Source organism: Mixta sp. Marseille-Q2659 (assembly GCF_940807255.1).
Classification (GTDB): Bacteria; Pseudomonadota; Gammaproteobacteria; order Enterobacterales; family Enterobacteriaceae; genus Mixta.
In genome coordinates this window covers 19,139-43,324 of sequence record NZ_CALNWY010000002.1, presented here as the reverse complement: position 1 = coordinate 43,324, position 24,186 = coordinate 19,139, and the positions used below count along the sequence as shown (strand labels likewise).

30 protein-coding genes and 2 pseudogenes are annotated in these 24,186 nt (G+C 54.7%); 16 read left to right on the top strand and 16 right to left on the bottom strand.

The features are described from left to right. Positions 1-276: 276 nt before the first annotated feature. Together P3C52_RS02115 and P3C52_RS02110 are read right to left on the bottom strand one after the other, a co-directional pair. Positions 277-513, bottom strand: coding sequence for a hypothetical protein (locus P3C52_RS02115; protein ID WP_275553580.1), 237 nt, complete (start codon positions 511-513; stop codon positions 277-279). 106 nt (positions 514-619) lie between these two features. Further along, positions 620-790 carry a hypothetical protein gene (locus tag P3C52_RS02110; RefSeq protein WP_275553579.1) on the bottom strand — a complete coding sequence of 57 codons (171 nt, stop codon included), beginning with the start codon at positions 788-790 and terminating at the stop codon, positions 620-622. A gap of 197 nt (positions 791-987) precedes the next feature. On the opposite strand from P3C52_RS02110, the gene P3C52_RS02105 reads away from it, so the two are divergent. Continuing rightward, positions 988-1,428: an anti-virulence regulator CigR family protein gene (locus P3C52_RS02105; RefSeq protein ID WP_275553578.1), complete on the top strand. Its 441-nt coding sequence runs from the start codon at positions 988-990 to the stop codon at positions 1,426-1,428. Between the two features lie 98 nt (positions 1,429-1,526). On the opposite strand, the gene P3C52_RS02100 is transcribed toward P3C52_RS02105, so the two are convergent. Beyond that, positions 1,527-1,673 carry a hypothetical protein gene (locus tag P3C52_RS02100; protein ID WP_275553577.1) on the bottom strand — a complete coding sequence of 49 codons (147 nt, stop codon included), beginning with the start codon at positions 1,671-1,673 and terminating at the stop codon, positions 1,527-1,529. 269 nt (positions 1,674-1,942) lie between these two features. Here P3C52_RS02100 and P3C52_RS02095 point away from each other — a divergent pair, with 269 nt between their 5' ends. Both P3C52_RS02095 and P3C52_RS02090 read left to right on the top strand, forming a co-directional pair. Further along, the gene (locus P3C52_RS02095) at positions 1,943-2,293 is read left to right on the top strand and encodes a DUF305 domain-containing protein (protein ID WP_275553576.1); all 351 of its coding nucleotides are present in this window, start codon (positions 1,943-1,945) and stop codon (positions 2,291-2,293) included. A 75-nt stretch (positions 2,294-2,368) separates the two neighbouring features. Continuing rightward, positions 2,369-2,562 (top strand): annotated as a pseudogene (locus tag P3C52_RS02090) (hypothetical protein). 78 nt (positions 2,563-2,640) lie between these two features. Here P3C52_RS02090 and P3C52_RS02085 read toward each other — a convergent pair. The 6 genes from P3C52_RS02085 to P3C52_RS02060 all read right to left on the bottom strand — a co-directional run bounded on the left by P3C52_RS02085 (position 2,641) and on the right by P3C52_RS02060 (position 8,398). Then, a complete protein-coding gene (locus tag P3C52_RS02085; RefSeq protein WP_275553575.1) occupies positions 2,641-3,321 on the bottom strand; it encodes an ABC transporter ATP-binding protein in 681 nt (226 codons plus the stop codon). After that, complete coding sequence (locus tag P3C52_RS02080; RefSeq protein ID WP_275553574.1) at positions 3,314-4,153, bottom strand: ABC transporter ATP-binding protein; 840 nt, start codon at positions 4,151-4,153, stop codon at positions 3,314-3,316. Before P3C52_RS02080 ends, P3C52_RS02085 begins: the two co-directional genes overlap by 8 nt. Continuing rightward, positions 4,143-5,003: an ABC transporter permease gene (locus P3C52_RS02075; protein WP_275553573.1), complete on the bottom strand. Its 861-nt coding sequence runs from the start codon at positions 5,001-5,003 to the stop codon at positions 4,143-4,145. Before P3C52_RS02075 ends, P3C52_RS02080 begins: the two co-directional genes overlap by 11 nt. Continuing rightward, positions 5,000-6,052: an ABC transporter permease gene (locus P3C52_RS02070; RefSeq protein WP_275553572.1), complete on the bottom strand. Its 1,053-nt coding sequence runs from the start codon at positions 6,050-6,052 to the stop codon at positions 5,000-5,002. The genes P3C52_RS02075 and P3C52_RS02070 overlap by 4 nt, the downstream gene beginning before the upstream one ends. Next, positions 6,052-7,620 (bottom strand): ABC transporter substrate-binding protein, encoded by a 1,569-nt coding sequence (locus tag P3C52_RS02065; protein ID WP_275553571.1) that lies wholly within the window; start codon positions 7,618-7,620, stop codon positions 6,052-6,054. Before P3C52_RS02065 ends, P3C52_RS02070 begins: the two co-directional genes overlap by 1 nt. A gap of 118 nt (positions 7,621-7,738) precedes the next feature. Next, positions 7,739-8,398, bottom strand: coding sequence for a type II CAAX endopeptidase family protein (locus P3C52_RS02060; protein ID WP_275553570.1), 660 nt, complete (start codon positions 8,396-8,398; stop codon positions 7,739-7,741). Between the two features lie 216 nt (positions 8,399-8,614). Between P3C52_RS02060 and P3C52_RS02055 the strand changes: the two genes are divergently transcribed. The 3 genes from P3C52_RS02055 to P3C52_RS02045 all read left to right on the top strand — a co-directional run bounded on the left by P3C52_RS02055 (position 8,615) and on the right by P3C52_RS02045 (position 12,574). Beyond that, positions 8,615-11,227, top strand: a complete 2,613-nt coding sequence (locus P3C52_RS02055; protein WP_275553569.1) for an EAL domain-containing protein — start codon at positions 8,615-8,617, stop codon at positions 11,225-11,227. 263 nt (positions 11,228-11,490) lie between these two features. Further along, positions 11,491-11,787 carry an I78 family peptidase inhibitor gene (locus P3C52_RS02050; RefSeq protein ID WP_275553568.1) on the top strand — a complete coding sequence of 99 codons (297 nt, stop codon included), beginning with the start codon at positions 11,491-11,493 and terminating at the stop codon, positions 11,785-11,787. A gap of 241 nt (positions 11,788-12,028) precedes the next feature. Beyond that, positions 12,029-12,574 (top strand): GNAT family N-acetyltransferase, encoded by a 546-nt coding sequence (locus tag P3C52_RS02045; RefSeq protein WP_275553567.1) that lies wholly within the window; start codon positions 12,029-12,031, stop codon positions 12,572-12,574. 13 nt (positions 12,575-12,587) lie between these two features. Here the strand turns inward: P3C52_RS02045 and P3C52_RS02040 are convergent, their stop codons facing one another. Continuing rightward, the gene (locus P3C52_RS02040; protein WP_275553566.1) at positions 12,588-12,836 is read right to left on the bottom strand and encodes a biofilm development regulator YmgB/AriR family protein; all 249 of its coding nucleotides are present in this window, start codon (positions 12,834-12,836) and stop codon (positions 12,588-12,590) included. 188 nt (positions 12,837-13,024) lie between these two features. Beyond that, complete coding sequence (locus P3C52_RS02035) at positions 13,025-13,696, bottom strand: MarC family NAAT transporter (RefSeq protein WP_275553565.1); 672 nt, start codon at positions 13,694-13,696, stop codon at positions 13,025-13,027. 363 nt (positions 13,697-14,059) lie between these two features. Between P3C52_RS02035 and cspA the strand changes: the two genes are divergently transcribed. Further along, positions 14,060-14,272 (top strand): RNA chaperone/antiterminator CspA, encoded by a 213-nt coding sequence (gene cspA / locus P3C52_RS02030; RefSeq protein WP_103058889.1) that lies wholly within the window; start codon positions 14,060-14,062, stop codon positions 14,270-14,272. 136 nt (positions 14,273-14,408) lie between these two features. Here the strand turns inward: cspA and P3C52_RS02025 are convergent, their stop codons facing one another. After that, complete coding sequence (locus tag P3C52_RS02025; protein ID WP_275553564.1) at positions 14,409-14,582, bottom strand: general stress protein; 174 nt, start codon at positions 14,580-14,582, stop codon at positions 14,409-14,411. A 569-nt stretch (positions 14,583-15,151) separates the two neighbouring features. Between P3C52_RS02025 and iraP the strand changes: the two genes are divergently transcribed. Then, on the top strand, positions 15,152-15,406 hold the full coding sequence (gene iraP, locus P3C52_RS02020; protein ID WP_275553563.1) for an anti-adapter protein IraP: 255 nt from the start codon (positions 15,152-15,154) through the stop codon (positions 15,404-15,406). A 100-nt stretch (positions 15,407-15,506) separates the two neighbouring features. Here iraP and proC read toward each other — a convergent pair whose 3' ends face one another. Next, positions 15,507-16,319 carry a pyrroline-5-carboxylate reductase gene (proC, locus tag P3C52_RS02015; protein ID WP_275553562.1) on the bottom strand — a complete coding sequence of 271 codons (813 nt, stop codon included), beginning with the start codon at positions 16,317-16,319 and terminating at the stop codon, positions 15,507-15,509. A gap of 105 nt (positions 16,320-16,424) precedes the next feature. Here proC and P3C52_RS02010 point away from each other — a divergent pair, with 105 nt between their 5' ends. Genes P3C52_RS02010 through P3C52_RS02000 form a run of 3 tightly spaced genes read left to right on the top strand, consistent with a single transcriptional unit; the run spans position 16,425 to position 17,876 of the window. Continuing rightward, complete coding sequence (locus P3C52_RS02010) at positions 16,425-16,940, top strand: hypothetical protein (RefSeq protein WP_275553561.1); 516 nt, start codon at positions 16,425-16,427, stop codon at positions 16,938-16,940. A 10-nt stretch (positions 16,941-16,950) separates the two neighbouring features. Beyond that, on the top strand, positions 16,951-17,394 hold the full coding sequence (locus P3C52_RS02005; protein ID WP_275553560.1) for a YetF domain-containing protein: 444 nt from the start codon (positions 16,951-16,953) through the stop codon (positions 17,392-17,394). Between the two features lie 11 nt (positions 17,395-17,405). Next, entirely contained in the window at positions 17,406-17,876 is a 471-nt protein-coding gene (locus P3C52_RS02000; RefSeq protein ID WP_275553559.1) for a YaiI/YqxD family protein, read from the top strand. A 226-nt stretch (positions 17,877-18,102) separates the two neighbouring features. Here the strand turns inward: P3C52_RS02000 and P3C52_RS01995 are convergent, their stop codons facing one another. After that, positions 18,103-18,795 (bottom strand): DUF2076 domain-containing protein, encoded by a 693-nt coding sequence (locus P3C52_RS01995; protein ID WP_275553558.1) that lies wholly within the window; start codon positions 18,793-18,795, stop codon positions 18,103-18,105. A 282-nt stretch (positions 18,796-19,077) separates the two neighbouring features. Between P3C52_RS01995 and aroL the strand changes: the two genes are divergently transcribed. The 4 genes from aroL (at position 19,078) to ppnP (ending at position 21,808) form a co-directional block, all read left to right on the top strand. Then, the gene (aroL, locus tag P3C52_RS01990; protein WP_275553557.1) at positions 19,078-19,602 is read left to right on the top strand and encodes a shikimate kinase AroL; all 525 of its coding nucleotides are present in this window, start codon (positions 19,078-19,080) and stop codon (positions 19,600-19,602) included. Between the two features lie 174 nt (positions 19,603-19,776). Next, the gene (locus P3C52_RS01985) at positions 19,777-19,956 is read left to right on the top strand and encodes a YaiA family protein (protein ID WP_275553556.1); all 180 of its coding nucleotides are present in this window, start codon (positions 19,777-19,779) and stop codon (positions 19,954-19,956) included. An 815-nt stretch (positions 19,957-20,771) separates the two neighbouring features. After that, entirely contained in the window at positions 20,772-21,446 is a 675-nt protein-coding gene (locus P3C52_RS01980) for an AroM family protein (RefSeq protein ID WP_275553555.1), read from the top strand. A 77-nt stretch (positions 21,447-21,523) separates the two neighbouring features. Continuing rightward, positions 21,524-21,808 (top strand): pyrimidine/purine nucleoside phosphorylase, encoded by a 285-nt coding sequence (ppnP, locus tag P3C52_RS01975; RefSeq protein ID WP_275553554.1) that lies wholly within the window; start codon positions 21,524-21,526, stop codon positions 21,806-21,808. Positions 21,809-21,844: 36 nt separating this feature from the next. On the opposite strand, the gene rdgC is transcribed toward ppnP, so the two are convergent. Continuing rightward, positions 21,845-22,756 (bottom strand): recombination-associated protein RdgC, encoded by a 912-nt coding sequence (gene rdgC / locus P3C52_RS01970; RefSeq protein ID WP_275553553.1) that lies wholly within the window; start codon positions 22,754-22,756, stop codon positions 21,845-21,847. Between the two features lie 146 nt (positions 22,757-22,902). On the opposite strand from rdgC, the pseudogene mak reads away from it, so the two are divergent. Further along, positions 22,903-23,810 (top strand): annotated as a pseudogene (gene mak, locus P3C52_RS01965) (fructokinase). On the opposite strand, the gene P3C52_RS01960 reads toward mak, so the two are convergent. Further along, complete coding sequence (locus P3C52_RS01960) at positions 23,811-24,185, bottom strand: cell envelope integrity TolA C-terminal domain-containing protein (protein ID WP_275553552.1); 375 nt, start codon at positions 24,183-24,185, stop codon at positions 23,811-23,813. Between the last annotated feature and the right edge of the window lies 1 nt (position 24,186).

Here is a 24,186-nt window from a genome sequence, read left to right as displayed (position 1 = left end):
TATTGATATGTTTGTCTGAGAGCAGGGTGGATTTCAGCGTGATAGCTTGAGAAGCCTGTCAGGACTGGTTTTAAGGGGAATCCTTTGCAATTTCTTAACACGTGAATAGTTAAGATTGTGTTATATTACCAGCGCACCGCTAGTGATGTGGCGTTGTGCGCTTCAGTTTGCCATTTTCCAATGGCTTTCCCCCTTGTGGTATGGAAACGCTTTCCCGGCACGTCTGGTACGGTCGGGCTTTTCATTACGCCTTTCACACGGCGCTGACCGCAGCGGTCAGGCCGCTTCCTGCCAGCGCTGACGCCGCACGGTTCGATTGCCAGAACCCGGAACGCGCCAGGCTTTGGACGGATCGCCAGCGATAAATTCCAGCGAGGGCGAGAAATAGAACGGCAGCCAGCCGCCGTAGCTACTTTCCCACTCCCAACGCACCGGACAGGGCCAGAGAATATTATCTTCCAGAATGTAATAAATCCATCGTCCGCTGGGACGACGGGGCTTACGATTTTTCATGGGATTCACAACGATGTTGATAAATGCGGAAAAAGCTCATATTTTGACCTTTTTGCTGCCGGATAGCAATCGACTATACGGCAGAAAAAGCCATTTTTACGTACGCTTACCGATGAACTTCACCGCAAAGCAATACGGCATTCGGACGACGCTGCTGAATGCGTGCCGCCATATGTTCACATGCAGCCTTTGTTGGATAAATATGTTCGGTAACGGGCAGGGCATCACAGGCGTCGTGGCCACAGGCGCTCACTAAAAGTACAAATCCAATCAACATGTTCCGCTCCTTTGCGCGCGCCTTGCTCTGAGGTCTTTTTTTTCTTTGGTCGGTAAGTATAGCCGATAAGGTCGTTTAGCGATTTATCTACCGAAGCTTAGCCTGGTCCTGATAAATGCCGGACAGTGAGCGGGTAGACGCTTATGTGCGAAAATAGTATCTATAATCGCAGCGTACCTTTATTGCTGGAGAAAACCATGCATACAGTCACCTTAAAACCTCTGCTTGCCGTCGCCGTTTTGCTGCTGAGCGCGCCGCTTTACGCCGAACCCGGTCATGGAAATCCAGGCCACGGCAATCCAGGCCACGGCAACCACGGCAAAGACAAACATCATGACAAAGGGCGACGGGCAGAAGGCGGCGATATTCATATTAATATGGGCTACAGCGATGCACGGCGGCTGGCGGTTTCGCACGGGCTGACCGGCTATACCGATTTGCCGCCCGGAATTGCCAAAAATATCGCACGCGGTAAACCTTTGCCACCGGGCATTGCTAAAAAAGCGGTGCCGGAACCGATGCTGCGTGAATTACCCCATTATCCTGGCTACGAATGGCGTATTGCCGGACGCGATTTGGTGTTAATCGCGCTTAGCACTGCGGTAGTGACCAGCGTTATTAATAATGTCTTTGATTAAAAAGGCGAGGTGAATTTACCTTAGCGCGGGGTGACGTTAATAATAATTTCGGGCTGGCAGGCTTCGCCCGCATTAACGCGACGAAATTCTGCCTGTCCCTAGTAAACGTAGATACAGGCGCGGCCCTGCGCGCCGCCATCCTGCTCTTGCGACAGTGCTACCGCTACGGTTTCTGCCTGGACGCTGCCTGTTATCAATAAAGCCACGGCGAACCACAGCGTATTATTTGCCAGAGAATATTTCATCGGGAATACCTGCTTCTTATAAAGCGACCTTCACGCGGTGCTGAACCGTTATTATTCTGTTTAGCTGCGATAAAAACAGACAGATTTATCTGATTCGGATTTATTTGGCGCCTGCCTCACAGATAATCATTTTTAAATCACAAACGTATTTTCAGCTGCCGTCAACGGGCGTTAAGCGAGACGGGTTTTATTTTGCCGTTTTCCTTATTGACCTTCCCCCAAGGGAAAGGTGTAGCCTGGATAATCGTCATTTTACTGGAGGATCAATAATGAAAACCTTGCCCGTTGCTCTCATTCTTACCTTATTAGTTGCACCGTTCGGCGCCGGGGCCGCTGATAAAATGCACCATCATCAGGGGATGACGCCAGCGCAAAAAAGCTATCAGCAGGGCATGACCGCCATGCATGAAAATATGATGAAAGGACTAGAGGCAAAGGATGCTGACGTCGCCTTTGCGCAGGGCATGATTGCGCATCATCAGGGCGCGATCGAGATGGCAAAAACGGAACTGCAATATGGCAAGGATCCAGAGATGCGTAAGCTGGCTGAGCAGATTATCGCCGCGCAGCAGCCTGAAATTGATCGGATGCAGGCCTGGCTGAAAAAATCGGGCAAATAAGCGCTCGTCCCGGCGCGGTTTTTGTTGGGGTTTAGGCTAAACTCTGCCATTTCCCCTTAATGACAGGAATGTTTTATGTCGAATGAAATTGCTCATCCTTCCAGCAGCCCAAAACAGGCGGCGCTACAGCTGGTTATTGAACTGGTGCGCGCAGGTAAACTCAGCCCGCTGCAGGGCGATGCGAGCAACATGATTCTATCTATGAACAGTTCAAAACGCATTTCGAGTCTGACAAAAAGAAAGACGCCTCGGATTCAGCGATTTCCTGACAGACGCTTCACTGAAGCATGAAAAAAGGCGGCCCGTGTGAGCCGCCTTTGTTGTTTTTGCCAGCCGACGCCAGCGCACTACGCCGCGTGGCGGGTGCCGACAATGCGGCCTTCGGCCATCTGTACGGCACGATCGCACATATGATCGATCACATCGGGATCGTGACTGACCAGTACCATGGTCAGGCCATCCTGCTGTTTCAGCTGATTCAGCAGGTTCAGGATTTCCGCCTGCACCGACATATCCAGCGCCGAGGTCGGCTCATCCAGCAGCAGCACTTTGGGCTGGAGCAACAACGCGCGCACAATCGCCACGCGCTGACGCTGGCCGCCGGACAGCTGATGCGGATAGCGATCGGCCAGCGCCGGATCGAGACCTACATGGCGCAAGCCGGCGCTGATGCGATCGTTGATATTATCCTGTTTCAGCAGCTTCAGCGGTTCCGCCAGCGTCCGTCGCAGACGATGACGTGGATGCAGCGAGGCGTAGGGATCCTGAAAAACCATCTGCACGTCGCGCCGCAGATCGCCGGTAAAGGCTTTGCCCGGCTGCGCCTGATGACCGGCCAGCTGCATAGTGCCTTCCCAGTGCGGATTCAGGCCAGCCATTACCCACAACAGCGATGATTTGCCGCAGCCGGAAGGGCCGACCAGCCCGAAGCATTCGCCCGCGTTGACCGTCAGCGAAACGTCATGCACTACCGTGCGCAGATCGTAGCCGTGCCGGTGCGCCACGCTCAGATTTTGCATCTCAATCATGTTCCAGCTCCTTCTCCAGCGCCACGCGATCCAGTACCGGCAACGGCTGACCGTGTGTCGCCTTGCTGGGCCGGCAGGCCCACAGCGTGCGCGTATAAGGATGCGTGGCGCGCGGCAGTTCGGCGGCGGGCAGGCTGTCGAGCAGCTGGCCTTTATACATCACCATAACGCGCTCGCAGTGTTCTGAGACCTGCTGCAGATCGTGACTGATCAGCAGTAATCCCATATTGCGCTCCTCAACCAGCCGCCGGATCAACGCCAGCACCTGATCGCGCATCGCATGATCGAGCGCGGAGGTTGGCTCATCGGCGATCAGAAATTGCGGATCGGCGATCAGCGCGATCGCCAGCATCACGCGCTGGCCCATGCCGCCGGAGAGCTGGTGCGGATAACGCGTCATCAGCTGTGTCGGCTGCGGCAAACCCACCGCCGCCAGCATCTCTGCCACCTTTTCCCGGCGCTCGGCGCGGCTCAGGCGATGATGCAACTTCAGCGGTTCTTCCACTTGCCAGCCGATAGTGCGCGTGGGATTTAAGGCATATTTCGGATCCTGCATCACCATCGCCAGCTCGCTACCGCGCAGCTGGCTCCAGCGCTTCTCATTCAGCGTCAGGGCATCCCGTCCCGCCACCTGAAGCTGACGCGCCTGCAAATGCAGCCCTGGCGCCAGCAGTCCCATCAGCGAGCGAGCGGTTAACGATTTGCCGGAACCCGATTCGCCGACCAGCGCCACGCGCTCGCGTCCCAGCGTAAAGCTAATCGGCTTTACCAGCGGCGTTGTGCCGCTGTGAATGGTGAGGTTTTCTGCGATGATTAACGGTTCAGCTGTCATTGCGGGTATCCAGTCGGTCGCGCAGGCCGTCGCCTGTCAGGTTAAAGGCCAGGCTGGCGAACAGAATGGCGCCGCCCGGCGCGGCTGCCACCCACCACTGATCGAAAATCACCTTACTCCCTTCGGCTACCATCGAGCCCCATTCGGCGGTCGGCGGCTGGACGCCCATGCCGAGAAAGCCCAGACCGGCGGCGGAAAGAATAATTCCGCCGAGGCTCAGCGCGGCGCGCACCACCGCGCTGGGCAGGCAGAGCGGCAGAATATGGCCGAACATCAGGCGCAGCCCGGTAATGCCCTGCATACGTGCGGCAGCGAGGTAATCGCTGCGGCGCAGCGCCAGGGTTTCGGCCCGTGCCTGGCGGGCAAAGGGCGGCCAGCTGGTTAACGCCAGCGCCAGCGCACCGTTCAGCAGGCCAGGGCCGAGAATGGAAACCAGCGCCAGCGCGATCACCAGGTTCGGCAGAGAAAGGAAAATATCGGTAATACGCATCAGTACGCGCTCGGTCCAGCCGCCAATATAGCCCGCCGTAATGCCGATCAGCAGCCCGACCGGAATGGTCAGCACTAAAATCAGCGAGACCAGCAGCAGCGTAGGGCGCGCGCCGTAAATCACGCGCGACAGCAGATCACGGCCAAAGCCATCGGTGCCGAACCAGTGCGCGGCGGAGGGCGCCAGCAGGCGGGCAGAAATGGTTTGCGCATTGGGATCGAACGGCGCCAGCAGCGGCGCCAGTAATGCGGTCAGCACCAGAATGGCTACCAGCGTACCGCCAATAACCAGCGTGGTCAGGCGGCGGCGGCGGCGCGGTGCAGGCGTGACGATTTCCGCATCGGATAAATGTTGTGTCATCGTGTTCTCGGATCGGTTAACCAGGTCAGCGCATCAACCAGCGCGTTTAACAGCACGAAGCAGCCGCCGATCAGCAGCGTTGAGCCCAGAATAGCGGGCACGTCGGAGGCAAACAGCGCGGTGGTGAGATAGCGACCCACGCCGGGCCAGGCAAACACCGTTTCGGTCAGCACCGAGCCTTCCAGCAGCGTGGCGTAGGAAAGCCCCAGCACGGTAATCAGCGTGCCGCGCACGTTAGGGAAGATATGACACAGCAGAATACGGGTGCGGCTGGCGCCTTTGGCGCGCGCCAGCGTAACATACTCTTTGCCGTTCTCTTCCAGCAGGGCGGCGCGTAGCAAACGGGTAATGGCCGCCATCGACAGCATGCCCAGCACCGCCACCGGCAGCCATAAATGGGCGATGGCGTTGCGGAACATCTCACGGTCGCCAGACAGCCAGCTATCCACCAGCACCAGACCGGTTTTCGGCTCCAGCGTATAAATCCAGATATCATCCAGCCGTCCGGGGCCAGCCGACCAGTGCAGCACCGCATAAAACAACAGTAGTCCCAGCAGGCCAAGCCAGAATACCGGCACCGAATAACCCAGCAGAGAGATCAGCCGCGCCAGATTATCCAGCAGGCCGCCCGGTTTCCAGGCCGCCAGCAACGCCAGCGTAATGCCGAACACTGCGCCAAAAATCATGGCGCAGGTCGCCAGCTCCAGCGTGGCCGGAAACGCGCGCGCCAGATCGCTGACCACCGGCTGCGCGGTGATATGGGACATCCCTAAATCGCCGCGCGCCAGATGTTCCAGATAGCGCCAGAACTGCACCGGCAGCGGCTGATCCAGACCTAAGTCGTGACGCACCTGCTGATAGGTGGATTCACTGGCGCGATCGCCTGCCACCTGTAATACCGGATCGACCGGTGACAGGTGCGAGAGCATAAAGGTAAAGGCCAGCAGGCCCAGTAGCGTGACCAGCAGTGAGAGCAGGCTGGTGATCAGCCGACTGCCGCCACGCCAGAATTGCCGGGCAAGCCCGGCCTGTGTTGCAGAATTAGCCATTACTTACTGACCTGGCTGTAGTAGACCATATCGGGGTTGATGCCCTGCACGTAGCCTTTCAGGTTATCGCGCACGGCGATCAGGTTGCGCGCCTGCAGACCGATTACGTACGGCGAGTTTTTCATCACGTCACGCTGCATTGCCTGATAAAGCGCGATACGCTTCGCCGGATCGCTTTCCGCCGTTGCCGCCAGCGTCTGTTTACTCAGTTCAGGAATATGCCAGTTGGAGCGCCAGGCAAGCGTTTTGCTGCCATCTTCCGGGTTATAGGCAAAGGCGGAAGCGTTGGTATTAGGATCGAAATAGTCCGCGCCCCAGGCGTTCAGGGTCGCTTCATATTTGTGCGCTTTCACATTGGTCGAGACTTCGGTACTCAGGCCGGGAATCAGCTCGACTTTAATGCCGCCTTTGGCAAAGCTGGCCTGCAGCGCCTGGGCAATATCCAGGTACGGCGGCTGGTTGCTGACCGCCAGCTTAAAGCTGACATCTTTCAGGCCCGCTTTGGCTAAAATCGCCTTCGCTTTTTCGGGATCGTACTGGTACGGCGTCTCGTTCAGCGCGCCGGGGAAGCCGGCCGGCAGGAACGACTGATGCACCTGGAACTGGCCTTTCAGCAGATCGTCAGCGATGCCGTGGTAGTCAAACAGATAGCGCGCCGCTTCCCACAGGGCTGGATTTTTCAATGCCGGCTGCGCGTCGATATTGAACTGCATGTAGTAAAGCGACGCCATTGGAATCGCCAGCGGCTTCACGCCCGGCTTGCCTTTCAGCGCGGAAATCTGATCGACGCCCAGGTTGCGGGCAATATCGGCATCGCCCTGCTCAAGCAGCAGACGACGCGTCGCCGCTTCCGGCACGTTTTTAATCAGAATATTTTTCAGTTTCGGCGCATCGCCCGGCGAACGCGGGTTGGCGGTTAACAGCACCACTTCATGCGGCACGTAGCGGCGGATCTGGAACGGGCCGCTGCCGGCGGAGTGGGTCGCCAGCCACTTATTGCCGAGATCGTTATTCTGCTGATTCGCCAGCACCGTTTTGGCATCGAGAATTGACGCTACCGGCGCGGCCAGCAGGCTTAATACATAGGCCGGACTGACATTGGCCTGCCAGCTAATCTGCACATGGTTGGCGTCGATTTTTTTCAGCTGGCTGTCCACGTTCTCTTTGGTCCAGCCGAGCTGGGTGAGGATAAAAGAGGGATCGAGGTTCAGCTTGACGACACGCGACAGTGAGAAAATGACATCTTCCGGGCGCACCGGATTGCCGGAGGCGAAGGTCGCGCTGTCGCGCAGCGTGACGGTCAGACTGCGGTTGTCTTTACCCGCCTCCCAGCTGCTTGCCAGCGTCGGCTTCAGCTCGTTAGGATTCTGCGGATCGGATTGCACCAAACGTTGATAAAGATTAGTGAAAGCCTGAACTGAAGTCAGTTCAAAGCCTTCCGCCGGATCGAAGCTGTTGGCGTCGTCAATCGACTGAGCGATAACCAACGTATCGGGTGGCGTCGCCGCGTTGGCGGCGAAGCTGGCACTCAGGGCCAGCGTCAGGACTGCATAAGCAAAAGGTTTCATGACGTTTCCTTACCGTTTTTTCGCGAGTGTAAGGGAACTGCCCGGCGTGCTGATAGTTGATTATCCGCTATGCTTAGCTTAAAAAGTTATAAGTTCGTTAAAATGGTTATAAACATCTCTAACTGGCTTGTAAGACGAACAATAAAGAAGGCAGCAGCGCGATCAGATTATTAAGCATATGCAGGAATATCGGCAGCAGCAAACCGTTGCTGCGCAGGCGCGCGTAACACAGCAGTATCGAGAAAAGCGTCAGCACGGCGATGGTCTGCCAGTGAATATATTGCGTGTGCATTGCCGCGAACAGCAATGAGGTCAGCACAATACAGGGCAGGCGGCTGCGCGGCGCCCATAGCAGAAACGCCTGTAATAAAAATCCGCGGAACAAAATCTCTTCAAAAATTGGTGCCAGCAGGACGGCGGAAAGCAGCATGATCCAGAGTGAAAAAGGCGTCTGGCGCACCTGCTCCTCCAGCCAGCGCTCCGGCTGTAAAAATTGCGTTTGTAGCACCATCAGCCCCAGTAACAGCAGGATAAACAGCAGCGTCGGCTTCGTCTGCAGCCGCCCCAGCGGAATATCGCCGTAACGCGCCTGCGCAAAACGATACATCGGCCACAGCACGGCAAACTCAAAAAGGCAGAGAACCGGCACCAGCAAACCTTTTTGCTGTAATTCGCCGTAATTAGGAAACAAGGAAATCGCCAGCGTAATCAGGTAATAGAGGGCAAAACTGCCGAGGTAGAACAGCGTCAGCACGATTCTGTCGTGGTGGATTTTCATAGGCGGCGTAGATCAAAGAGGAAGTGCGCGAGTGTAACAATCACCAGGATCGCTGTCGAGGCGCGTGCATAGCGGTGCTTTTTTGCTAAATAGTCGAGGCGAGGGGCCGATAACGGTTGTAAGCGTGAAAAAAGCAGGAGCATACGCCGCGCCGCGACAGTTGCTGCGTAACCAACAGCGGAGGTTGTGTAACGCATTATCACCAGGGTCTTGTAAATGAACTTACCTTCTTTATTACCTTTTAACCTGCGCGCCGACGCTACACCGGCGACCTTGTTTACTCGCCGGACGCTGCTGGTGCTGGGCTGTATGTTAGCGGCGGTGCTGATGACCACCGCTGTCTTTATTATCGCTATCGCCATGCGCCAAAATAGCGCGGCGCTGTCACAGGAGAAATTTCTGCTGCGTAACGCCTGGCAGGCGCGCCAGCAGTCGATTCTGACCGATATTCGCGATTACGCCTTCTGGGGAGAAGCCTGGAATCACTTACATCTGACGGTCGATAAGAGCTGGGCTTTCGATCAGCAGAATCTGGGGCCGGGGCTTTACAGCGAATACCATTATGAAGGCGTTTTCGTGGTGGATGGCAGCGGACGGACGCGCTACGCCGTGATTAACGGCAAGCTTTCCGATATGCCGCTGGAAAGCTGGTTGGGCAGCCAGAGCGCGACCATTGTGCAACAGGCGCGTGGCTTTTTGAGCGATGAAAGCGCGCTGGTGAAAAATGCGCGCATTGAAAACCTTCCGGCGATTGTTGCCGCCGCGCCGATTACCACCGGGAAAGTGCCAGGGCTGGGAACGATGGCCGGGCCGCCTTCGGTGCTGGTTTTTGTCGATCTTTATACGCCGCGCAAGCTGTTGGCGCTGGGGAACAGCGTCGGCGTCAGTAGTGCGCATCTTACTGACGGAAAGAAAATCGTGTCGGCGAGTTTGCTGTTGTCGCTGGAGCAGGGCGATCCGCTACGGGTTAGCTGGCAGAGCAGTGAGCCGGGACACCATCTGCTGATGTTTACCGTACCGCTGCTGGGGCTGACGATGCTGATGCTGGGCATTATTTCCCGACGCGTCATTCGGCACGCGATGGATAATGCGCGCCTCTCCGACTGGCGTTTCGAGCAACTGCGGCAGAGCCAGCGTGAGCTGAGCGACAGCGAAGCGCGCTTTCGCGATGTGGCGGAGGCTGCCTCCGACTGGATATGGGAAACCGATGCGCGCGGCGTAATAACCTATCTTTCCACCCGTTTTACGGCGGTCACCGGATACGATATTACGGTGCAGCTGGGTAAACCGATCGACGAGCTGTTAGTGAGCAGCGGTCACTCGGTCTCCGAGTGGATGCAGCGCCAGAGCGCCGGAAGCGATTGCCGGACGCTGCGCTGTCATTATCATTCGGCGCAGGGCAAGGAGCGTATCTGTAGCCTGGTGGCGAAACCGATCGAAGTGCAGGGCAAGAAGCTGGGATTCCGCGGCACAGTTTCCGATATTACGCTGGAAGTAGAGGCGCAGGCGCGCATTCAGTATCTCTCGCAGCACGATACCTTAACCGGGCTGCCGAACCGGCATCGCATGAATGAGTTTCTCAGCGGCAAACTGCAGGCGCAGCCCACCGCTGCGCAGCCGTTGGTGATGCTGAGCCTCGATCTCGATCATTTTAAACCGGTTAATGACCTGTACGGCCACGCCGCTGGCGATCGGGTGTTGAACGAAGTCTCCCAACGGCTGCGGGTTTGCCTGAACGAAGACGATCTGTTGTCGCGCCAGGGCGGTGACGAATTCATTTTGCTGCTGAGCGGCCTGACCAGCCAGCAGGAGATTGAGGCGCGTTGCCGTTGCCTGATGGAGGAGATCCGCAAGCCATTTGAGGTGGCGGGCCAGTCAGTGCAGATCGGCGCGTCTATCGGCATCGCCTGCGCGCCGCAGGATGCGTTACAGCCGGAGGAGCTGCTGCGAATGGCCGATATTGCGCTCTATCAGTCAAAAAACCTGGGACGCAACCGTTGGGTATTTTACTCGCCAGAGATGTCGGAACAGCTGGTACGGCGCCGGGAAATGGAGCGCGCGCTGGGCCAGGCGGTCGCCCGCGATGAGCTGCGTCTGTTTTATCAGCCGCGCTATTCGCTGCACAGCGGCAAAATGGACGGCGCGGAAGCGCTGCTGCGCTGGCAGCCTTCGCCGCCCGCTCTGGTGATGCCCGACAGCTTTATTCCGCTGGCGGAGGAGACCGGACTGATTATTCCTGTCAGCGACTGGGTGTTGCAGCGCGCCTGTCGCGATGCGCTAAGCTGGCCGGGAGCATTTTACGTTTCGGTCAATATCTCTCCGATTGAGTTCTGCCGTGGCGATCTTGCCGGGCGCGTGGCCAGCGTGCTGAAAGTAACGGGGCTGCCCGCTGAACGGCTTGAGCTGGAGATCACCGAAAACGTCACTCTTGAAAACCCGGAAAAAGCGCTACGGATTATGCAACGCCTGAAAGCGCTCGGCGTGCGGCTGACGGTGGATGATTTTGGATCGGGCTACGCTTCGCTGGGCTATCTGAAAACCTTCCCGTTTGATGGGTTGAAAATGGATCGCTCTTATATGAAGGATTTTCCGCATTCGCAGCAGGCGCACTCTATCGTTAACGGCATTATCGGGCTGGGCAAGGCGTTTTCGCTGGTGATCACGGCAGAAGGCATTGAAAATGCCGAACAGTTTGCCGAGCTACAGGCAATTGCCTGTGATGAAGGGCAGGGATACTTTCTGGGCCGGCCGATGCCGGCAGAGGATTTTATGCGCTTGCTGGAGATTGCCGGAGAGAAAAAGAGCAATGAAACGGGCCAGCCGGGCTGACCCGTCAGGAGGCTTAGCGAACACGGACGGCCACACAGGTCATCAGCACCGCAAAGCCGATAAAGACAACCAGTTCCATAAGCACCTCCTAAGAAAAGTCTTAGGAAATTATAGGAAAAGATTGCGTGAAATTTACGCAAATCGTGCCGCATTTACGGGTGAGGTCACATTTAAGCGCAGGATAAAGGCCTGCACGCTCGCCAGACGATCTGTTAGGCTTTAAGGTCAGTTGCTGAACCAATATGCCGAAGAGGAGAGTTAAGGTGAAATTTTATGGAAAAGCCGTAATGGTTATGGCGCTTTTTACGCTGGCGGCCTGTCAACATGGACAAAAAAGTTCTGATAGCGCAGCGGTGACCGATCCCGATGCGGACCGTTGCGGCGCCTCCAGCTATCAAAATTATGTAGGGAAACCGCTGTCGGCGCTCAGCAGTCTGCGCTTTGAACATCCGGTACGCGCTATTCCCTACCACTCTGCGGTCACGATGGATTTTAATCTCAACCGGCTTAATTTCCTCGGCGATAAAGATAATGTGATTACCCGTGTTTACTGCGGCTAAGGCTTTTAACGAAAGTGAGCATTTGCTGTCACGTTGCTGTCATCTGCAGCGGATAGTGTGTGGGAAACAGAATGATCTCCCCGTCATATAACAGTGCAATGCTCGTCTTATTCATCCCGCCGCGTGCGGGATTTTTTTTATCTCTTTTTCACCGCAGGGTGCAGCGTTGTCACAATCGGCTACGCTTGAAAAAACGCAGCAACACGGCGAACGATAATCACCACGGCGGGGAGCAGGGACGATGCAACAGCAAAAAAACGTAGAGGTAATGGAAGCCACGCCAGCGCTGCTGCCGGCGCTGCAGGCGCTCGATTACCGCTTTACCGTGACGCAGGAGCTGGCGGCGGTTTTTGACCGTCCGGTGCGCGAAGGGCTGTACCAGGTAGAGGCGCGCGAAAAAAACTATTTTAATGATCCGCAGCAGTTTGCCGCCTTGCTTAACAGTCGCGATGGCGCCCTGTTTGCCGCGCGGGTGAATGAGCAGCCTGCGGGCTACCTGGCGGTCAGCCGCAACTGGAACGGACTGGCGCTGGTGGAAGATATTGCGGTTGATAGCGCTTTTCGCCGCAGCGGCTGCGGCTGCGCGCTGTTACAGCGCGCCATTGACTGGGCGCGCGAGCAGCAGCTGGTCGGCGTAACGCTGGAGACGCAAAACACCAATGTCGCTGCCTGTCTGCTGTACGAAAAAATGGGTTTCGAACTGGGCGGTATCGATCGTCACCTTTATCGGGCGCTGCATGCGCATCCGGCGGAAACGGCCCTGTTCTGGTATTTGTGGTTTCGGTAAGGCGTCTGCCGTATCAGTCAGAGGTGCCTTCCATCAGCTGGGCTAACACATTGCGATAGCTTTGCAGAACGCTTTCATCTTTTTCTAAATCGAGCTTTTTAATAACGCTGGCGATGAGCGCCTTATCGGTCACGGGTTTACCCGCCTGCATGAGTTCCGTCATGATAATCGCCAATAGCTCAGCCTCTTTCGGGGCGTGCCAGGCCGGGCTGTTAAAATAGTCGGTGATTTCCCGGCCAGCGCTGGTGGATTGTGTTCTCATGCTCAACCTCCAAAAACGCATCACCAGTTGGCGTTAAGCTGCCGATCGGTGACAGGATAACTCTGCCTCAGCCAGGCAAAACGGAGAGATAGTTCACCACTGAAACAAAGGTGGTGATTTTTTAAACATAGAAGCGAGCGCAAGAAAAGTCAGTAACAAAATGAAATATTTTTAGCGGCTGACAATTTTTAATTGAGTTGGAAGCCGTGAATCACTTCCAGTATGCCGTTAATAATGAACTGTACGCCCATACACACCAGTAAAAAGCCCATCAGACGTGAAATCGCCTCGATACCGCTTTTGCCAGTCCAGCGCATAATAGCGCCGGAGCTGCGCAGGCAGAGCCATAAGATCAGGCTGACGCACAAGAAGGTCGCTACCGGCGCCACGGCAACCACCCACGGAGAAAACTCTACGCTGCCGCGCAACGTCGAGGCGGAGCTGATAATCATCGCAATGGTACCCGGCCCGGCGGTGCTGGGCATCGCCAGCGGTACAAAGGCGATATTGACCGTTTCGCACGTATTTAATTCGTCACGCTTATGCTTTGCTTCTACCGACTGCCCTGCAGGCTGTTGTGGAAAAAGCATGCGAAAGCCGATAAAGGCGACGATTAGTCCGCCGGCGATACGCAGGCCGGGAATAGAAATGCCGAACGTATCCATAACCGCCTGACCTGCATACCAGGCGACCGTCATGATCAGAAAAACGTAGCAGGAAGCCTGGAAAGCCTGCCGCCTGCGTTCACTGGCGCCCATATCGCCCGCCAGTCCCAGAAACAAGGCGACGGTGGTTAGCGGGTTTGCTAACGGCAGGAGTACCACTAAACCCAGCCCTATGGCGCGGAGCAATTCTGTCATCGGCTGTCCCTTTATTTTTACTGATTAAATCAACGGTAAATTAGTGCGATGCCCGTATGGCATTAAATAAAGAATGCGCTCAATCGACCTTCCGTGCCTTATGGAGTAGCGCTGGTGTCTGAGGCAAGGATTTATTTATCCGCATTAAGTAAAATCCTGCTTGCATTGCCCTGGCGATTATGAGTAAATGCACCGTCGGTTTGTTAAACAGAACCGGGTATGCGAGCAGTTTTAGTAAAGCAGTCTGCAGTGTAAGAGTTATCTCTGATATTTCTTCTTCAGTATCGCCTTCCTGAGTGCCTCATAACATCTGTACACAAACCTAGTGCCCTTGGGCGTTTATATTGAATGAAGGATAGACAAATGTCTGCAAAACTGACTGGTTTAGTAAAATGGTTCAACGCTGAGAAAGGTTTCGGCTTTATTTCTCCGGCTGACGGCAGCAAAGACGTGTTCGTACACTTCTCTGCAATCCAGAACCAGGGTTTCAAAACTCTGGAAGAAGGTCAGAACGTAGAGTTCACCATTGAAAACGGCCCGAAAGGTCCGGCTGCTGCTAACGTAAACGTACGCTAAGCTGCCAGAATTCAAAAAACCCGCCTGATGGCGGGTTTTTTATTGCCTGTTTTCAGCCCAAAAAGAACCCCGAACCAGGCAACACGTTCAGGGGCTGAGGCTTGCATTACCACATTAGTGCGGCAACCCGAGCGGATCAGGACTTACGGCCGCTATTGCTACTTTGTCCGCCTTTTTTGCCCGCTTCGGACGCTTTTTCACGATCGTTTTTAAAGTTACCGCCGCTATTCTGTCCGCCTTTTTTACCAGCTTCAGACGCTTTTTCACGGTTTTCTGCGAAATTACCTGAACCACCACGATGTTCTGCCATAATCGTCTCCTGATTATCTTTCCAGTTTTGGTGAGCGTCATAGAATATGTTTCATTACCTGCGTAATTCATATTCTGCGTTGTAGCGATATAAAGTGTAGTCGCGCACTATTATTGTTCCAGTCCTCTTTCTGAAAGCTACATTTATTATAACTTGCTGTATTTTATAAGATATTAAATTGTTTTAGAGATTGTTGTTTTATAAGCTGCTGATGGTAAAGGTAAATAAAATATATCTTTTTTCGCTTTTTAGGGTAAATCAGGATAACTCTTAAGACGTGCGAAGGCGTTATTTCGCTGCGCTTGTTTTTTAAAACGAAGCGGGGAATAGTTTCATGATTAATCATCGGTGGCTTAAAGTGGCGCGTATAACAGATGCTATTTATCAGAAACAGAAGCCGGTTTCGTGTCCAGAACGTCTTAAATGAGTTCCGTTACGCTGTCTCTATGCTCTGTCTCACGATTTTGTAGGGCAATCAATAAAATATGTAAAAATAACAGCAGCGTCTGCTGTTATTTTGTTAAATGTGGTGATAGTATCTGCTTTTCTATTGTTACCGGGATCGGGTGATGAAACAGCTCATTGCAGAACTACTGGTTAAACTGGCAGAAAAAGAAGCAGAGTCTAAAGAGCTGGTGGCCCAGGTTGAAGCGCTGGAGATAGTTGTTACCGCACTGCTGCGAAAACTGGGTGACGATCAGCGTCAGGAGTTAAACCAAGGCATTACTGAGGCGTTAATAACGGCTTCCGATGGTGCCAGCGCAGAGGATGCTTCTTTGCTGCACGGCTATATTGATAAGCTACTTAACCATCCTCGCTACTGATTAACTTTGTAAATAAAACCGCCATAGCATTATGGCGGTTTTTTTGTTTAACAACTTTGCCGCGCGGCCATGCGGCGGCGAACATTATTAAAGTCAGAATTCAGCTTTTGCTCAGGGCCTCAGAGCGGTCCATACATTTTTCCATCGCGGCAATGACCGCTGAGCGCAGACCTTTCTCTTCCAGCACTTTTACCGCCTCGATAGTGGTGCCGCCCGGCGAACAAACCATATCTTTCAGCTCACCCGGATGCTTGCCGGTTTCCAGCACCATTTGCGCCGCGCCTTTCACCGCCTGAGCAGCAAACTGGTAAGCCTGCGCTCGCGGCATGCCGCCCAGCACCGCTGCATCCGCCATGGCTTCGATAAACATAAAGACATAGGCGGGGGCCGATCCGCTCACACCGACTACCGCATGAATCAAATATTCCGGCACCACGGCGGCTTTGCCGAAGCTGTTGAAGATAGCCAGCACTTCGTCGGTCTCTTCCTGCGTTACCAGCGGGTTCGGCGTAACGGAGGTCATGCCTTCATTAACCAGCGCTGGCGTGTTCGGCATAACGCGTACAATTTTACGATCGTGTCCTAACGCGATGGCCAGCGCGTCCAGCGTGATGCCCGCAGCGATAGAAACCACCAGCGTCTCTTTATTCAGCGCGCCCGCGACATCTTTTAAAACTTTCAAAATCACGTTGGGTTTGACCGCACCAAACAGAATATCCGCCTCGCGCGCGACTTCTTCGGCGCTTTGCCCCGGCGTCACGCCATACTGCTGCGCCATCGCCTGATTGGTTTCTTCTTTGCGATCGTAAACCCAAATCTGGGCCGCATTCACCTGTCCACCCGCAATCAGTCCACCAATAATGGCTTTGGACATATTGCCGCAGCCAATGAAGCCAATTTTTTTCTCCAGCATGATTTTTCCTTCTGCGTAGCCGTTTTCAGTTGCGCATCAGCTTACGCCATTCCGCCGCTTTATTCAGCTTCAGCTAAACTCAGAACGTAACAGGAGGAGAGGAAAATGGACGATTTTCAGCAAGATGAAGGGCGTAACCGCAGCTATCCCGTACAGGAACATATGCGCTGGCAGCGGATTGAATGGCGTATCCAACGGCTGGGCTATGTTGTGCTGCTGGCGGTGGTGATTAGCGGCGCCTGCGGCCTGTTCTCTAAGGGCTTTCTGAGCGACCGGGAAGTGGTTTCATCAAACGGCACGCTGCGGGTCGAATATGAGCGGTTTGGACGGCAGCAAAGCGATATGGCGATGACGTTGCGTCTGCAACCGCAGCGCGGGCTGTATCGCGTAACGCTTAGCGGTGATGGCGTCGATAATTTTCAGCTCCAAAGCATGCAGCCGCAGCCGCTGCGTGCGGAGAGCCGCGATCGCACCTTAACGCTCTGGTATCAGACGCAAAGCCTGAATCACGGCGCGTCGATCTGGCTGGGCGGACAGCCGCAGTCGCCGGGCAAATATAGCTTTGCCATTAGCGACAGCGAGGGGGGAAACGTGCAGTTTACACAATGGGTTTATCCATAGGAGAGCGGCGATGGAAACGGTATTACGTGCGATAAGCATGTATTTTTTACTGATGGTAGTGCTGAAAATTGCCGGACGCCGAACGCTGCTGGAAATGACCAGTTTCGACTTTATCCTGCTGTTGATTATCAGCGAAGCAACCCAGCAGGCGCTGCTGGGAAATGATTTTTCCGTCACCGGCGCGGCCCTGACTATCATCACGTTAATCGTTATGGATATTCTGCTGGGGGCTTTGAAAGGCTGGTTTCCCCGGCTGGAGCTGTTGATTGACGGCGCTTCACTGATCCTGGTAGAGGATGGCAAGCTGTTAACCCGCAGGGCGAAAAAGGCGGGTATTACCGCAGAGGATATTCTGGCCTCGGCGCGCAGCACTCAGGGCCTGGAGCGTCTTGATCAGATAAAGTTTGCCATTCTGGAGAAGAACGGCAAAATCAGCATTATTCCCCAGTCCTGACAGGAAAACCGATGCCAATTTGGGTGGATGCCGATGCGTGTCCAAAAGTGATTAAAGAGGTGCTTTACCGGGCGGCCGAGCGTAGCCAGACAGAACTGATCCTTGTCGCTAATCAGCCGCTTTCCGTACCGCCTTCCCGTTTTATTCGCACGTTGCGCGTGGCCGCTGGGTTTGATGTGGCGGACAATGAAATTGTGCAGCGCGTCAGCGCCGATGATTTAGTCATTACCGCCGATATTCCGCTGGCGGCTGAAGTGCTGGCGAAAGGCGCGGCGGCGCTTAATCCGCGCGGCGAACGTTACAGCGAAGCGACGATTCGCGAACGACTGACGATGCGCGATTTTATGGATACGCTGCGCGCCAGCGGTGTGCAAACCGGCGGGCCAGCAACGCTTAATCAGCGGGATCGTCAGCAATTTGCCGCCGAACTGGATAAATGGCTGTTGATGCAGCAGCGCCGTAAACGTACCGCTGCCGAATAGACCGAATAGATCAGAAGCGGCTTGTGCAGCATGATAGAAGGGGCGCTGCGGCAAACATCGAAAGGATAAAGCTAGCGGTTAACCTTTGGTGAGCAAGCCAGCCGGTGAAGATTAAGCTGCTCACTGACGCGCAATTGAAGTGGAACATTGAGTACCGGAAAGCCTCGGCTGCTTGCCAGTTCAAACTAACGGGCCTGTTGCCAAAAACAACAGGCCCGTGTCACGTTTAAATAAAGCTGTCGTCGTCGTTGAAATCGTCGTTGCCGAAATCGTTATCAAACCCGGCGTTATCATCCGGCTGCCAGCTGGCATCCTGCAAAAACGCCCGATCGTCGCCATTATTAAAGGTGTCCAGGCTGGTATCCAGTTGCGGATCCGGCAGGGCAGGCTCGTTAATAATGTTCACGATCTCCTGCGGCTGAGAATGGTGGAACATGCTGGTCAGCATATCTGCCATGACCACGCCGCCTGCTACGCCTACCGCGGTTTGCAGCGCGCCGCCAAGGAATCCGCTACCGCGCGCGGCGGTCGGTGCGCTGTAAGGCTGCTGTGGCGCGTTATAGGGCTGTTGGTAAGGCTGTTGCGGCGCGTTATTCCATGCCGGTTGCTGTTGTGCAGGCTGACGCTGTCCGCCGCCGCCAAACAGGCTGGAAAGAAAGCCGCCGCTGCTTTGGCGTTGCGACTGCTGCTGCGCCTGGGCCAGCCGGTTTTCCAGCTCGCTCACCTGAGCGCTAAGTTTTTTCATCGCCGCTTCCTGAATCAGAATCGCCTGCGCCATATAATAAGGCGCGGCCGGCTGCTGACGCAGCTGTTGCTCGATCAGGCGCTCAGCGGCGGCATCGCGCGGCGCTGACTGGTTTTCAGCCTGTTTCAGGCGGCTAAAAAGACTCTCTATCAGACGTTGCTCTTCGCTCTGCATGGAACCCTCCGTAAACAAGCGTTATCTTTTTATTCTGGTCGCTCTGTGGCGAAAGTAAATCAGCACAGCGTAAGTAAATATTGCCGACACTTTCCCCTTAATCCCGACGATCCCAAAAAGGCTTTTTGGTTAGCCAGCGCGACAAAGTGGTAAAACTTTTTTCCGATGCGTAAAAACAACGTTACAGCTGGCTCCAGATATTTTTTGTCGGTATGATGCCCGCCATCTGTCAATCATTTGCCCACTGCGCCAGAACGCAGTAACAGTGGAGGAAAGCCTGTCATGTCGTTACCTATTTTTCTGATCGGCGCGCGTGGCTGTGGGAAAACCACCGTCGGCGAACCGCTGGCGCAGGCGCTTGGCTATGCTTTCCGCGATACGGATCACTATCTGCAGCACAGCACCGGCCAAACGGTGGCAGATATTGTAGCGGCTGAAGGCTGGGAGGGATTCCGGCAGCGAGAAACCGACGCACTGTTCGCTGTTACCGCGCCGGAAACCGTTATCGCTACCGGCGGAGGCATGGTGCTGGCAGAAACCAATCGCCGCTTTATGGCCGAGCGCGGGCATGTTATCTGGCTGCAGGCCAGCGCCCATATTCTGGCGGCGCGCCTGGCGCATTATCCGCATTCTGCGCAGCGGCCAACGCTGACCGGACGCCCGATAACCGAAGAGATGGCGGAAATTCTGGATGAGCGCGCCAGCCTGTATCAGCAAACCGCGCATCATATTATTGATGCGATGCAGGCGCCCGAACAAGTTGTGGCGCAGATCCTCGACGCGCTTTCGCTGGCGCGCGCCAGTTAGCGCTTCGCGCCTTCTCGGTCTTAACCCGTCTGTTTTTGTTACCTTTCTTTTCCATTTTGTTAGCGTGTCGTTGCGATTGTCTATACTAAGCAGACGAGCGCATCAGCGAACGTTCTCCGTAGCAAGAAGCCGGAGAGGAGCGGAAAATACTTTCACCATAAGAGGGAAGAGACAATGCCGACAAGACCACCTTATCCACGTGAAGCTCGGGTTGTTCCGGTTGATAAAGGCGCCGTAACAAGTTATGAACTACGGGCCGACCATCCAAAGCCTAATTCATTGATTAGCGAGCATGAAAGCGAACAGGAAGCGCTGGATGCAAAAGAGCGCTACGAAAATAGCGATAAAGAGTAAGCGAAGCGGGCAAGGATGCCTGTAAACTGAACAGTAAAAGAATATTCTGATTTAAAAAGCCGTTAATCAGTTAACTCAATGAATCCTGCTACATTATTTACCCTGTCTATTCCTTTCCGGCATTTCGTTAAGCCTGCCAATAAAATATCCGCCGGGAGCGATCCTTAATTTTCTGTCTGAGAGATAACGCGCAAAAACGATTTTCTCTTGACGCAGCGGGGCATGAATTTTATTTTTTTCTTTCGGTTGATGTGCGCGTTGTTGCTTATTCCTTTACTAAAGCTGAGGACGCATAACCTGCTCACCTGTGGCTCTTGGGCGGGTTCAGGCGCAGGCGCAGAACAGGTTTACATAAGCGTGACGAAAGGAATAGCCTGGCTTTTACCTTCTGGCTAATGAATTATGTTATTTGTAAAGGTCAGAAATAACGCATTAATCAGGATCTAATCGCCGGATACATGCGTGGTTTTTAACCATTAGCTACGTTAGGATGATATTGCCGTGATGATTAAGGTAGTGAAAAAATAATAATGTGTTGCTTTAAATTATTATCACGTTAATAAAGGAAAATAGCGCTTTAAACGTGTTCGTTAACGCAGATTTGCAAACGCTATTGATCCCGCTAACCTCAATTAACCCTTATAAAAAAGTTGTTTTACCGTCAGAAAAATTAAAAACAGCGGCGCAGAAAATATCGCCGCAGTCTGGCCTACGTAAGCCATCAATAAAATGATGCAGTAAAGGCCGACCTCTTCAGCGCTGGCATTTTATTACGATGACCAGAGTGATTTTTTATGATTTTTGAAGAAGTTATTATGAAACAAACACTGGTAACATTGACGATAGTCCATTCGCCGCACAGCGATATAACGCCACTACTGCTGGAGTATCTGCCTGAAGAACAAATCTTTCATGTCAGCCTGCTGGATGGGCTGTCCACCACGGAAATTTCAGAAAAGTATGCCGCTCAGGACGATGAACCGACGGTGATGGTTCATTTTCCAGACAACCGCCAGATGGCGCTCTCCCTTGATAAAGTTGAGCAGGGATTACAGCAGCTGATCGGGCAACTGGAAGCGCGCGGCGCGGAAAATATTTTGCTGCTAACTTCCGCTTCCTTCACCCATCTGCAGGCGCACAGCGCGGTGCTGCTGGAGCCGGATCGCCTGGTGCCACCGCTGGTCAACGCGATGGTTGAAGGGCATCAGGTCGGCATCCTCGTTTCTAACGAAGAGCCGCTACGCCAGCAGGCGCGTAAATGGCGCAACCTGAGCCAGCCAGCCTGTTTTGCCGTTGTCAGCCCCGATCAGGATAATGAAAAGCTGCTGGATGCGGGGTTGCTGTTGCAGGAGCAGGGCGCAGATGTGGTGGTGCTGGATAGCCCCGGCTATCACCACCGGCACCGGGATTTTTTACAAAATCTGTTGGGGATTCCGGTACTGCTTTCCAATGTATTGCTGGCGAAAATGGCCGCTGAGCTGCTGGTATAACTGACAATTTCAGGTGACAAAACGCGCACTTAGCCTCTAAACTGCCTCTTCACTCATTTTGGTTTCGGGGATGCAGCATGCTGAACGTAAGCGAGTACTTTGAAGGGAAAGTGAAGTCGATCGGTTTTACCAGCGCCAGTACCGGACGCGCCAGCGTCGGCGTGATGGCTGAAGGGGAATATGCCTTCAGTACCGGTCAGGCAGAGGAGATGACGGTTGTCAGCGGCGCTTTAAACGTGCTGCTGCCTGGCGAAACCGAATGGAAAATTTATGAGGCGGGCGGCGTTTTTCATGTTCCCGGTCACAGCGAATTCCATTTGCAGGTTGCCGAGCCGACCTCTTATCTCTGCCGCTACCTTTAATCATTTATGTGCGCCGCCTGCGGCGCACATTGTCATTTAGCGTTGCGCTTCGCCGCCCAGCGCTTCCGTCAGATTACTTACTAATGCCGCCAGTTCGCTGGTCATCAGGATAAAGTCAGCGTCAAAACGCTGCGCAAAGTCTTCCCGATCGATGTCATCGTTTTGCTCGCGTAGCGTATCGGCAAACTTCAGACGTTTTACGGAACCATCATCCGCCAGCATCAGCTGAATACGCTCCTGCCAGTCCAGCGCTAGCTTGGTGACCAGTTTCCCGGCTTCGATATGGTTGGCGATCTCATCGCACACCAGATCCTGCTTTTTACAACGGATCACGCCGCCATCTTCCAGAATCGCTTTCAGCTCCGCCTCATCCATCAGCGTAAAGCCGGCGGGCAAGTCGCCGGAGCGCACCCATTCAGTCAGCGTCAGTTCGATGGGGTTTTCCAGCGTCAGTGGCACTACCGGCAGCGAGCCGATACTTTTGCGCAGCAGCGCCAGCGTATCTTCCGCTTTTTTCGCGCTGGCGCAGTCAACCATAATCAGGTTGTTAACGCTGTCGATCCACAGATACGTCTGGCTGAAGCGGCTAAAGGCGCGCGGCAGCAAACTGTGCAGCACTTCATCCTTCAGCGAATCTTTTTCGGTTTTTTTCAGCTTACGCTGCTGCTCTGCTTCCAGTTTCTCAATTTTGGCTTCCAGCGCCTGCTTGATAACTGGCGCGGGCAGAATTTTCTCTTCTTTACGGGCGCAAATCAGGATCTGTCCGTTATTGACGTGAGTCAGGGCTTCGCTACGGGAACCCATCGGCGAAACCCAGCCGGTTTTCGCCATATCCTGACTGCCGCACGGGGAAAAGGAAAACGCAGCGAGTTGTTTTTCCAGGTCGTCTGCGGACAGCGGAATGTCACGATTCAGACGATAAATCATCAAATTTTTAAACCACAACATAGGGTTTTCCTTTGCCGGATGTGCATCAACTGCACAGGTCATAAACGGAGCGCGCATGATAGCGAAACATCGTCGGCGGGTCATTGCCTTTCCTGTTACTGGCTTCTAATGTAACTGCCATCCCGATAAAAAATGAGGAGTAACCTGTGCGCATTGGTATTGATTTAGGCGGCACTAAAACGGAAGTGATTGCGCTTTCTGATGCGGGCGAGACGCTGTTTCGCCATCGCGTTCCGACGCCGCGCGACAACTATCCACAAACGCTGCAGGCGATTGTCGATCTGGTTCGGCTGGCGGAAGAAAAAACCGGCGAGCGGGGCAGCGTTGGACTCGGCATTCCCGGCACGCTGTCGCCTTTCAGCCAGCGGGTGAAAAACGCCAACTCCACCTGGCTGAACGGTCAGCCGCTGGATCACGATCTGGCGCGCCTGCTGGATCGCGAGGTGCGCATCGCCAACGATGCCAACTGTCTGGCGGTTTCCGAAGCGGTAGACGGCGCGGCGGCGGGCAAGGCGCTGGTGTTTGCGGTCATTATCGGCACCGGCTCCGGCGCGGGCATCGCTATTAACGGCGCCACCCATACCGGCGGCAACGGCAACGCGGGCGAATGGGGACATAATCCGCTGCCGTGGATGGATGATGATGAGCTGCGCTATCGCGAAGAGGTGCCCTGTTACTGCGGGCAAAAAGGCTGTATCGAAACCTTTGTATCAGGAACCGGTTTCGCTATCGATTATCAACGTCTGAGCGGAAAAAGTTTGCGCGGCGCGGAGATTGTCGCGCTGCTGGAGCAGCAGGATCCGCTGGCGGAACTGGCGATGAGCCGTTACGAGTTACGGCTGGCGAAATCGCTGGCGCAGGTCGTCAATCTGCTCGATCCCGATATTATCGTGCTGGGCGGCGGCATGAGTAATGTCGGGCGCCTTTATCAGACGCTGCCGACCTTAATTAAGCCCGGGTTTTCGGCCGTGAATGCGAAACGCCGATTGTGCAGGCGCAGCACGGCGATTCCAGCGGCGTGCGCGGCGCTGCCTGGCTCTGGCCGCTGGCCTGATTAGCGGGGACGAAACGTCACCATGATCTGCTGAGGCGCGCCGGCTGGCGGCGGCGGTAAGGCATCGGCGCTGCTTACCGCCTGCCAGGCCTTCAGGCAGAGCGCCTCATCGCCATCGGTGCGTAACACCTGATAGCCACGGCGCGGATCGTAACCGATCATTACGTCGCAGTGCTGGCCGCGATAGCGATCCGCCCGATCAAAATTACCGATCACGCGCTGCTGGATCGTATTGATCCAGACGCAGCGCGCCTGTTCCGCGCCGGTGCAGCGCACGGCAGGATCAGTGGTAGGCGTTGGCGAAGGCTGCGACGAATGTTGACAACCGCTCAGCAGCAACAGCGCGAGCGCCGGGACGAAGCGTAAAACCGACATA

Coding starts and splice junctions, on each gene's coding strand:
- P3C52_RS02035 (WP_275553565.1), bottom strand. CDS start 13,696: ATGACAGAATTGCTCCGCGCCATAGGGCTGGGTTTAGTGGTACTCCTG.
- P3C52_RS02040 (WP_275553566.1), bottom strand. CDS start 12,836: ATGAGAACACAATCCACCAGCGCTGGCCGGGAAATCACCGACTATTTT.
- P3C52_RS01960 (WP_275553552.1), bottom strand. CDS start 24,185: ATGTCGGTTTTACGCTTCGTCCCGGCGCTCGCGCTGTTGCTGCTGAGC.
- P3C52_RS01985 (WP_275553556.1), top strand. CDS start 19,777: ATGCCGACAAGACCACCTTATCCACGTGAAGCTCGGGTTGTTCCGGTT.
- proC (WP_275553562.1), bottom strand. CDS start 16,319: ATGCTGGAGAAAAAAATTGGCTTCATTGGCTGCGGCAATATGTCCAAA.
- iraP (WP_275553563.1), top strand. CDS start 15,152: ATGAAACAGCTCATTGCAGAACTACTGGTTAAACTGGCAGAAAAAGAA.
- P3C52_RS02055 (WP_275553569.1), top strand. CDS start 8,615: ATGAACTTACCTTCTTTATTACCTTTTAACCTGCGCGCCGACGCTACA.
- P3C52_RS02070 (WP_275553572.1), bottom strand. CDS start 6,052: ATGGCTAATTCTGCAACACAGGCCGGGCTTGCCCGGCAATTCTGGCGT.
- P3C52_RS02085 (WP_275553575.1), bottom strand. CDS start 3,321: ATGATTGAGATGCAAAATCTGAGCGTGGCGCACCGGCACGGCTACGAT.
- P3C52_RS02105 (WP_275553578.1), top strand. CDS start 988: ATGCATACAGTCACCTTAAAACCTCTGCTTGCCGTCGCCGTTTTGCTG.
- P3C52_RS02045 (WP_275553567.1), top strand. CDS start 12,029: ATGCAACAGCAAAAAAACGTAGAGGTAATGGAAGCCACGCCAGCGCTG.
- P3C52_RS01995 (WP_275553558.1), bottom strand. CDS start 18,795: ATGCAGAGCGAAGAGCAACGTCTGATAGAGAGTCTTTTTAGCCGCCTG.
- aroL (WP_275553557.1), top strand. CDS start 19,078: ATGTCGTTACCTATTTTTCTGATCGGCGCGCGTGGCTGTGGGAAAACC.
- rdgC (WP_275553553.1), bottom strand. CDS start 22,756: ATGTTGTGGTTTAAAAATTTGATGATTTATCGTCTGAATCGTGACATT.
- P3C52_RS02060 (WP_275553570.1), bottom strand. CDS start 8,398: ATGAAAATCCACCACGACAGAATCGTGCTGACGCTGTTCTACCTCGGC.
- P3C52_RS02000 (WP_275553559.1), top strand. CDS start 17,406: ATGCCAATTTGGGTGGATGCCGATGCGTGTCCAAAAGTGATTAAAGAG.
- P3C52_RS01980 (WP_275553555.1), top strand. CDS start 20,772: ATGAAACAAACACTGGTAACATTGACGATAGTCCATTCGCCGCACAGC.
- P3C52_RS02005 (WP_275553560.1), top strand. CDS start 16,951: ATGGAAACGGTATTACGTGCGATAAGCATGTATTTTTTACTGATGGTA.
- P3C52_RS02110 (WP_275553579.1), bottom strand. CDS start 790: ATGTTGATTGGATTTGTACTTTTAGTGAGCGCCTGTGGCCACGACGCC.
- ppnP (WP_275553554.1), top strand. CDS start 21,524: ATGCTGAACGTAAGCGAGTACTTTGAAGGGAAAGTGAAGTCGATCGGT.
- P3C52_RS02100 (WP_275553577.1), bottom strand. CDS start 1,673: ATGAAATATTCTCTGGCAAATAATACGCTGTGGTTCGCCGTGGCTTTA.
- P3C52_RS02080 (WP_275553574.1), bottom strand. CDS start 4,153: ATGACAGCTGAACCGTTAATCATCGCAGAAAACCTCACCATTCACAGC.
- P3C52_RS02095 (WP_275553576.1), top strand. CDS start 1,943: ATGAAAACCTTGCCCGTTGCTCTCATTCTTACCTTATTAGTTGCACCG.
- P3C52_RS02065 (WP_275553571.1), bottom strand. CDS start 7,620: ATGAAACCTTTTGCTTATGCAGTCCTGACGCTGGCCCTGAGTGCCAGC.
- P3C52_RS02010 (WP_275553561.1), top strand. CDS start 16,425: ATGGACGATTTTCAGCAAGATGAAGGGCGTAACCGCAGCTATCCCGTA.
- P3C52_RS02025 (WP_275553564.1), bottom strand. CDS start 14,582: ATGGCAGAACATCGTGGTGGTTCAGGTAATTTCGCAGAAAACCGTGAA.
- P3C52_RS02075 (WP_275553573.1), bottom strand. CDS start 5,003: ATGACACAACATTTATCCGATGCGGAAATCGTCACGCCTGCACCGCGC.
- P3C52_RS02115 (WP_275553580.1), bottom strand. CDS start 513: ATGAAAAATCGTAAGCCCCGTCGTCCCAGCGGACGATGGATTTATTAC.
- cspA (WP_103058889.1), top strand. CDS start 14,060: ATGTCTGCAAAACTGACTGGTTTAGTAAAATGGTTCAACGCTGAGAAA.